This window comes from Arthrospira sp. PCC 8006 (assembly GCF_046480465.1).
GTDB classification, from domain to species: Bacteria; Cyanobacteriota; Cyanobacteriia; order Cyanobacteriales; family Microcoleaceae; genus Limnospira; species Limnospira platensis.
Genome location: NZ_PKGG01000049.1, coordinates 21150 through 29345, shown reverse-complemented (window position 1 = coordinate 29345; position 8196 = coordinate 21150). Strand labels below are relative to the sequence as shown.

10 protein-coding genes and 1 pseudogene are annotated in these 8196 nt (G+C 43.0%); 4 read left to right on the top strand and 7 right to left on the bottom strand.

Annotated features, from left to right (window positions below):
- From B9T16_RS09970 to B9T16_RS09960, 3 genes and pseudogenes are all read right to left on the bottom strand, one after another.
- Nucleotides 1-243: pseudogene (locus B9T16_RS09970) on the bottom strand (tRNA (guanosine(46)-N7)-methyltransferase TrmB); the annotation flags it as partial.
- 25 nt (nt 244-268) lie between these two features.
- Nucleotides 269-1312, bottom strand: a complete 1044-nt coding sequence (csaB, locus tag B9T16_RS09965; protein ID WP_006619797.1) for a polysaccharide pyruvyl transferase CsaB — start codon at nt 1310-1312, stop codon at nt 269-271.
- 199 nt (nt 1313-1511) lie between these two features.
- Nucleotides 1512-1739, bottom strand: coding sequence for a hypothetical protein (locus tag B9T16_RS09960; protein ID WP_006619796.1), 228 nt, complete (start codon nt 1737-1739; stop codon nt 1512-1514).
- Nucleotides 1740-2021: 282 nt separating this feature from the next.
- Between B9T16_RS09960 and B9T16_RS09955 the strand changes: the two genes are divergently transcribed.
- The 4 genes from B9T16_RS09955 to B9T16_RS09940 are packed head-to-tail and all read left to right on the top strand — an operon-like array spanning nt 2022 to nt 4898.
- A complete protein-coding gene (locus B9T16_RS09955; RefSeq protein WP_006622354.1) occupies nt 2022-2144 on the top strand; it encodes a hypothetical protein in 123 nt (40 codons plus the stop codon).
- Nucleotides 2138-4051 carry an ArsA family ATPase gene (locus B9T16_RS09950; protein ID WP_410244670.1) on the top strand — a complete coding sequence of 638 codons (1914 nt, stop codon included), beginning with the start codon at nt 2138-2140 and terminating at the stop codon, nt 4049-4051. The genes B9T16_RS09955 and B9T16_RS09950 overlap by 7 nt, the downstream gene beginning before the upstream one ends.
- Nucleotides 4052-4062: 11 nt before the next feature.
- Nucleotides 4063-4194 carry a hypothetical protein gene (locus B9T16_RS09945; protein ID WP_286131317.1) on the top strand — a complete coding sequence of 44 codons (132 nt, stop codon included), beginning with the start codon at nt 4063-4065 and terminating at the stop codon, nt 4192-4194.
- Nucleotides 4195-4229: 35 nt separating this feature from the next.
- Nucleotides 4230-4898 carry a leucine-rich repeat domain-containing protein gene (locus B9T16_RS09940; RefSeq protein WP_410244669.1) on the top strand — a complete coding sequence of 223 codons (669 nt, stop codon included), beginning with the start codon at nt 4230-4232 and terminating at the stop codon, nt 4896-4898.
- A gap of 43 nt (nt 4899-4941) precedes the next feature.
- On the opposite strand, the gene B9T16_RS09935 is transcribed toward B9T16_RS09940, so the two are convergent.
- The 4 genes from B9T16_RS09935 to fraC all read right to left on the bottom strand — a co-directional run bounded on the left by B9T16_RS09935 (nt 4942) and on the right by fraC (nt 8167).
- Entirely contained in the window at nt 4942-5571 is a 630-nt protein-coding gene (locus B9T16_RS09935; protein WP_006619793.1) for a DUF1361 domain-containing protein, read from the bottom strand.
- A 69-nt stretch (nt 5572-5640) separates the two neighbouring features.
- Nucleotides 5641-7011: a cobyrinate a,c-diamide synthase gene (locus tag B9T16_RS09930; RefSeq protein WP_410244668.1), complete on the bottom strand. Its 1371-nt coding sequence runs from the start codon at nt 7009-7011 to the stop codon at nt 5641-5643.
- A gap of 54 nt (nt 7012-7065) precedes the next feature.
- Nucleotides 7066-7647, bottom strand: coding sequence for a DUF5357 family protein (locus B9T16_RS09925; RefSeq protein ID WP_410244667.1), 582 nt, complete (start codon nt 7645-7647; stop codon nt 7066-7068).
- Between the two features lies 1 nt (nt 7648).
- The gene (gene fraC / locus B9T16_RS09920) at nt 7649-8167 is read right to left on the bottom strand and encodes a filament integrity protein FraC (RefSeq protein WP_410244666.1); all 519 of its coding nucleotides are present in this window, start codon (nt 8165-8167) and stop codon (nt 7649-7651) included.
- Between the last annotated feature and the right edge of the window lie 29 nt (nt 8168-8196).

Here is an 8196-nt window from a genome sequence, read left to right as displayed (position 1 = left end):
TTTTTGGTCGCGCCAATGGTTGGCTTCTTCCACTAAAGTCTGACGTATTTCTAACCCTAAAAAATTATGATATTCTTGGATTTGAGCAAGTTTCCATAAAAATCTACCCCTTCCGCATCCAATATCAATATGGAGAGGTTTGTTAATATCACTATATATCTCTGACCAATTTGGGTTTTTAACAGAGAATTGAAATTTCCGCGCTAAAGGGTTAACGTGCTGACGAACCCGAACTCTTCCCAATGTTTACACCTCCAATTAAGAGTAGCTAACTATTAATTAATGATTGCAATAGTTCCCCATGAAGTTGGGCGCGATCGCTCAGAGATTGAATTTTAACACGGTCAAGGCGATCGCCATTAACATAATGTTCAATCCAGGCTTTACTAATGATATTAGCATCATCGGGAATTTGGGAAAGTTCCCAACCGGGGAAGTCTAATTCTGCCATTAAATGACTCACTTTAGGGTCATAACTAATAGCAAAACAGCGACATTCCTGGGAGGCTGCCATAATTAAACTATGTAGTCGCATTGATATAGCCATTTCCACCCCCTGAAATAATCCCCGCAACATTTGAGGATCTGTTAATTTCAGAATTTGGCTATGGTGAGGAATAGCCCTATGGACTAACTCAGCGATCGCCAAATCTTGGGATAATTGAAACGGAACCAGTAAAATATAGGTATCCGTCACCTGCTGAAAAGACACCAAAGCCCTAGTTAAAATCTCTAACCGTTTTGGGGTCAATAATGGATGCGATCGCCAGGTGACAGCCACTCGCGGGGCTGGAAAATCCCACAGCCCCGGTACAGGCTTGGGGTCAAGTGCCCACACTGGATCAGGAGCTAAGGTAAACGGAATTTGCCAATCTGTCAATAGGGCAGCCGAACCACTATCACGGACAGTAACTAGATTACACCCAGAAAAAGCCCTTTTTGCCATAGCACGGGTAATCGGACGCTGGAGGGGACCAATACCTTGAGACCAAGCAATAGTGGTCAATCCCATCTGTTGAGCTAATCCCATCAATCCCGTATAATATAATGGGCTGATGGTGCTGGTGACATCTTGGATTAAACTGCCGCCCCCCCAGATAAACCAATCAGCAGCCCGCAAAACTTTCAACACCTGAAAGGCATTTCGGCGATCGCCGGTTTGAACTCCGTATTGGGTCTCAGTTTGGCTAGGGTTTCCCGATAAAGCGATCGCTTCTACCGTATCGGGTAGCATCTGTAATAACGAAGCCAAAAGCGCCTCATCACCGCCATTCCCCTCCCCATAATAACCACAACAAATAGCCCTTACCATCTTGCTATTCAAACTTGAACTGTTCTTGTACCGTTAAATATACCGATATCCAATAATTCGTCAAATCTCATCAGGCAATAATTAGGGAAGACACCCAGACTGCTGGCTATGTCGGCTTGGTAGAATTCATAGCAATTGATAGCAGCAGTTACATATCCCCCAACTCTCAGTATTGCACCCCAGTAGCTGTCAAAAGATATTAACAGACTCCATTATCATAACACTCAGAGGGTCGTCTTTGTTGAACCTCCGGTAGTGGTAACTCGTAGGGGGATGTATTTTCACTCCCCCAAAAGATAGATTCTGTCTTCACCGGGAAAGATAAGACCTCAGACTGATTAAAAACGGCATTGGGGACTCCGGGGATTGCCAAAAACAGGGGAAATGCCATCATCAGCATTTGGGTTTGTGATTTAATGTTACTCATGATTTGAACCTCGCCTAAGCTGAACTTGATTAAAAATAGGCAAACCGTCGAGGGTTTTGTATCTTACTTGTTTCATTTTTCCAGTTAGAAATGAGATAGCAGGATTTTCCTGAAATAGGGAAAGAACACGGTTTAATTGGGACTTAGGCCCAGGGGGGTTAATTTAATCCTTGCCAACTTTCTATAATTCCATTATGATGGAGCGAACTCCCAATCATCATCTGCCGTATGACAGTTATTGCTGAGGCTGAAGGGCTGATGAGTAGGTGCTAGGGTCATGGGGTGATTGGGTCTAATGGTCAACATAACTCGGAATCATTAAATAATGATGTAGCCGGGACTTGCTCTGATCAGGCGATCGCCCCCAAGGTAAAAAATGGAGTCAATCAGAGAAATTTATGGTAGAGGACTTTCATAAGCTAAGTTTAGCTCTATTTAGTGGTAAAGGAGGTGTGGGTAAAACCACCCTGGCTTGTGGGTTAGCCCTCCATTGGGCTAGTCAGTTTCCTGATGATCGCATCCTGCTACTATCAACAGATCCAGCCCACTCCCTAGGAGATGTGCTACAAATGCAGGTAGATAACACCCCCAACCATGTCGCTGCCTCTGTTGATTTTGTTCCCCTACCCAACCTGAGTATCCGCGCCCTAGATGCCCATATACTACTCAAAGACTTTAAGGAACGCTACGGAGATACCCTACAATTGTTGGTGGAACGTGGCAGTTTTGTAGAAGGCGAAGACCTTACCCCCGTTTGGGACCTCGAATGGCCGGGAGTTGATGAGTTGATGGGTTTATTGGAAATTCAGCGCCTCTTTGACGAAAACCTGATCGACCGGGTAGTGGTGGATATGGCTCCCAGTGGTCACGCCCTCAACCTTTTGGGGTTAATGGATTTTTTGGATAATTTGTTAGAATCCCTCGAACTATTCCAAGAAAAACATCGCACCATCGGCAGTTCCTTTACTGGTAGCCACCGCCAAGACGAAGGAGATGAGTTTTTAGATGAAATGCGGGACAAACTCGCTTCAGGACGCGCTAGGCTGCAAGACGCTGACCATACATCTTGTTTCTGTGTGGCAATTCCTGAACCCATGAGTTTATTTGAAACCAGGCGATTTCTGGAGTCTCTACAAACTCTCAAAATTCATCTGGGGGGGATTTGGATTAATCATATCGTGGCGGAAACTGTTGATGGCGATCGCTATCGTGAACAGCAACCCCTCATGGCTGAGTTTATCAAAATCGCCGCCGCGCAGCCTATATTTCTCGTCCCGGAATTAGACACCGAACCCCTGGGAGTTACCGCCTTAAATAGCTTATTTGCTCAAACTAAGCCTTTGGGTAACGATGACCAATTAGCTATCATCACCCAAACCGAAAACCAGCCCGTATCATTGGTGACATTCCCTGATGCTCCTAAATTACCAGATTTTCTGTCCTTGGGGCGGCGTTTAGTTATTGTCGGGGGAAAAGGTGGTGTGGGTAAAACCACTGTTGCTGCTGCTATAGGTTGGGCGATGGCAGAACGTTACAGCGCGCGCCATGTTAGAATGGTATCTATTGACCCAGCCCATTCCTTGGGTGATGCCTTCGGTTGTCAGTTAGGACATCAAGCCCTTAACATTACTGATAACCTTAGCGGTCAGGAAATTGATGCTGACCAGGTTCTCGATAGGTTTCGCTCAGACTATCTCTGGGAATTGGCGGAAATGATGGGGGGAGATTCTGGAGACCCTGATGCTAATCTCAAACTGGCTTATGGACCAGAGGCTTGGAGGCGCATTGTTTCCCAGTCTCTCCCAGGACTTGATGAGATGTTGTCTCTGGTGGAGGTGATGGAGTTATTGGAAAGCCACGAACAAGATTTGATTGTATTAGATACTGCTCCCACGGGTCATCTATTGCGGTTTTTGGAGATTCCTACCGCTATGAGTGATTGGCTGGCTTGGATTTTTAAGCTGTGGATCAAATATCAGAATGTCTTGGGAAGGGTTGAGTTTATGGGACGGTTGCGAACCTTGCGTCAGCGGGTGGTGAAAGCACAAAAACGCCTGGCTGACCCCGAATATACTGAGTTTATCGGAGTTGTTCAAAATCGCTCTGCTATTCTAGCAGAAGCTGAAAGATTGGTGGAATCTGTCCGGGAACAGTCGATCGCCCAAAATTACATCGTACATAATCGCGCTGAATTGGGTAAGGCAATTTCAGGCGATCGCTTTGGGGAATTGGCGATCGTTCCTTTACCTAATTTACCTCGCTGTGTTGAGCCGATATTCCGCATTCAAAAAGCTGCTGAATTAATCTTTTAACAGCACCCTAAATGCGAGCAACACCGAACCAAACCACCCCAGACGGCTATATATATGCCGCCACATTTCTCCATGCTTTTATCATAAGTCAATCTCCGAGATTTGTCAATAGGCAATCTGGCAAATTAGGGATTATTCTATAAATGGTGTATTAATCAATCCAAGGAAGGAATGAGCCATGGTTAAGGGTAATCTTCTGAGTCGATGGTGGGGAGTAACGATGATGGGGATAATGATTAGTTTAACCGGGAGTATTAGTCCGGTGTCTGTCCTAGCTGAATCCGACTCTTCCGACCCTTCCGAAACCTATACAACTATTATGGATTGGTGTCTGAATAGGGAGAATTTATCCCCAGATGCTAGATATACGGTACAACTGATTTTGAGGGAAGCCGGAACCTTTAACTGTGCGAGAGCTAGTGAAAACTTGCTAAATTTAAATAGACTAGATCTGAACACCAGTTTAATTAGGGATGTTGCGCCTTTAGGAAGTCTCACCAACCTAACCGAATTAAGATTGATGAATAACCGGATCTCAGATATCAGTCCTCTCGCGAATCTGACGAACCTGGAAAATCTGGATTTAAGCTACAATTTACTAACCGATGTTAGCGCTTTAGGAAAACTCATGAATCTGAGAGTTCTTAACCTGAGTTATAACCAAATCAATGATATTAGTACCCTCAACAATTTATCAAGACTAAATGAGTTAAATCTCAATCATAACAACATCTCTAATATCAGTTCGTTGTCTTCCCTAGAACGCATCACTTATTTATTTGTCAGACATAACCCGATCGAGGATCAGACCTGTCCGATTTCCCCTAGATTTATCTGTCAGTTTTAGGGTAGTTTTAGGGAAAGGAGGATTTCTGCTTCACTGACTGGGATTACTCAAAGGTTTTATAAACTTGGCGAAATTGTAAAATCAAGCCGAGGGTGATTTGTTTCATTACTAGGTATAAAACGGATATAATCACAAAGGTAATGATGATGACTAATAGGGGTTTCCGGCTAGTCAAATCATTCAAAGTTTCCACCATAATGACATCTGGTTGAGTCACCAAGTCCCAACTATTAAATCTTTGAAAACGTCCCAGATATACACCGATCGCACAGAGAAAATGAACGATAAACTCAGCGGGAATCACCCATTTTTTCGCTCCTTGTCTAATCAAATAGTGACCCTGATTAATTAAGGAAATGACATAGGCTTGAAATCCCATGAGAATTGCGAAGACATGAAGGGGGATAAAAAACAGAGTAATAACCCAGACGGAATATCCGGCTCTGGTGGCTCTGATTAAGTGGATAATATCGGTTAGCAAATAGGGTGCATTAGGTAAAAATGCGATAAAAATAACTAAAGTAATCCACCACAACCAAGACCGAGAGAGATTTTTTCGCCTAAACAGAAAGAAGCTGAGAACTAAGGGAATAAACGCTAAAAACAGATTCCAAATAATCCAGCCACTATGTCGATTAAAAGCATCTAAAGCACCGGCGAGTATAGCTTCCATGGTCTTGTAAATTCCTTTGTTAGTGAAACTCAATCAAGCGATCCGGATCCTAGGGAATATTATATCTAATTAATAATTATGGCGACAGGATTTTAAAAACCGTTGAGGGATGGTGGTCTGACTCCCCCAATGTAGGTGTAAATAGGAACAGTGAACATTAGGAAGGGGGTTCCAACCTTCGGGGTGAGTTTGTTGGAGGCTGTGATAGCGAGAAATATCATAGATAGGGTTAGGGGGCTCTTCGGTGAGGTGGGAATGGTGAAATTGATGACCGCAGACGGTATCTCCTGGGGATAGTAGGGGTGTTTGTCGTAATACTTTCCCTTGATAATATCCTAGGGTGAGTCGTTTTTCCATAATAGCGGTAGTAGGAAGAATTCCGACCATTGACCAGGCTTGTTGATTAAAGTCGATAATTTGATCGCATAAATACATTAACCCCCCACATTCTGCATAAGTAGGAATACCGGACTTAATGAGCGATCGCACTTGTTGAATAGCGGGTTGATTTTGACTTAAAGACTCAGCGAATACTTCGGGAAAACCGCCACCAAAATACAGACCATCAACGGGTTCGGGAATGGTTTGAGTTAGGGGACTCCACCAGATTAATTCGGCTCCCAATTCTTGCAATAAATCGAGGTTATCAGCATAGTAAAAACTGAAAGCGACATCACGAGCGATCGCTATTTTCACAGGGGGGGTTTTAACGGGAATCTCTGGAGGTTCTGGGGTGACAGTTTCCGCCGCCAATAGGGGAAGCAGTTGAGACCAATCAAAACAATTAGCGGCTAATTCTGTAAGTCGGTTTAAGAGTATGTCAAGATTAGAAAGTTCTTGGGTGGGAACTAATCCCAAATGGCGGTCAGGAATGGTAATATTATCCTGGCGGCGCAGGACACCTAAAATGGGCAAATCCAGGGGTTTTAAGGCGGCTTTCAGTAAATCCAGATGGCGATCGCTTCCGACTCGGTTAAGGATGACACCTGCGAATTTTAGACGAGGATTTATGGTACAATAACCATGGGCGATCGCCGCGACAGAACCGGATAATCTAGCGCAATCAATCACTAAAATAATCGGCAAATTCAAGGATTCAGCAATATAAGCAGTTGAGGCAAAATCAGAGTTAAATTCTGTGGATTTCCACCCCCTAGGAATACCATCAAACAACCCCATAACTCCCTCAATCACTCCTAATTGAGAGCCAATAATATGGCGCTTAAAACAGGATTTAACATAATCTTCTGAAGTCAGAATCGGATCGAGATTTCGGCAGGGTTTTTGGGTAACATACTCATGAAACATCGGGTCAATGTAATCAGGACCAACTTTGAAGGATTGCACATCAAAATTGTGATGTTTCAGATAAGCTAAAATACTGAGCGTGATTGTAGTTTTACCTACGCCGCTACGTTCTCCCGCAATGATAACAGTCATGATAAATCCACCTATTTTGACCAGTTTTTAACCATTATTAACCATTATTAACCATTATAAATTACTCGGATTATCCGAGAAATTATCAACTTGTTGGAGCATAATTTGTTGTTCAAATAGATCGGGATATTCTTGGACCCAATTATCAACCAAAAAATAAAAGGAGATCCAGCAACTCAGAACTACATGACTAAGAATCAATAACAGAAACGGACCACTAATTAAGGGGGGACTTGGTCGCAGTTTAAATTTAGCATCGATCCCCTGGATGAAAAACACAAAACAAGCGCAGATAATAGGCCAAACAGTTATGGCAAATGTGGGCAATTGTTGGGCAGTTTCCTGATAAATTAATACGGTAATTAAAGTTCCGGTAATCCAAGGACTTAGGGAAACACCACGAATTATAAAAGGATGTTGATTGGTGCGCCAGGAAATCCCAGCAGTTAGCAAAATCCAACTCAGGTTAGCTATAGAGTTACTGCGTTCAATGTTATCGGTCAGCAGGCTGGAAACCAACCAAGCCAATAGACCAACTATGACTACACTTTTCCAGTGATATAACTTAGGTGGCTTAACTGTATTTACCACAGAAGTGACATTTTTAACTAAGGGATGTTTCAGGGGATTATCCATATTATGAAACCTCGTTAGCTTGTAGTACAGTTAAGGCTATAATACACACATAACTAATAGTGTGTGCGCGGACAAGAGAGCGAATAATGATTTGAGTTTCCTGATTCATGGAAAAAATCAGAGGACTTTGAGATTTTTTTGGCTCAGGCTTATCTTTTTTCGGGGGGATTTCGCATAAAAATTTATACAAGGCAAATCCATTCATTTTAATGGCTAAATACAACAAAAAATAAACCATCGTAATGAGTAACAAGGTTAGGGAAAATTGGGGAGTTTCTCCGACCATTATATAGACGATAAAATCCTTATGAACAAAGCCAGGAATCACTGCCTTTATTATAAAAAAGCTCATAATTCCGACGATTTCTGCTAACAAATTAATGACGGCGGCATATTCGACACTTTTGCGGGGGGAAAAATTCAGATAACCACTCAGAAGCCATGATTCAATGGTAATCACAATTAACAAACGACAAAATCGGGTGAGGATTGTCCGTATTCCAATGGTGACAGGTAGCATGAAGCGTGGACTCCATTAAGATGATAGAC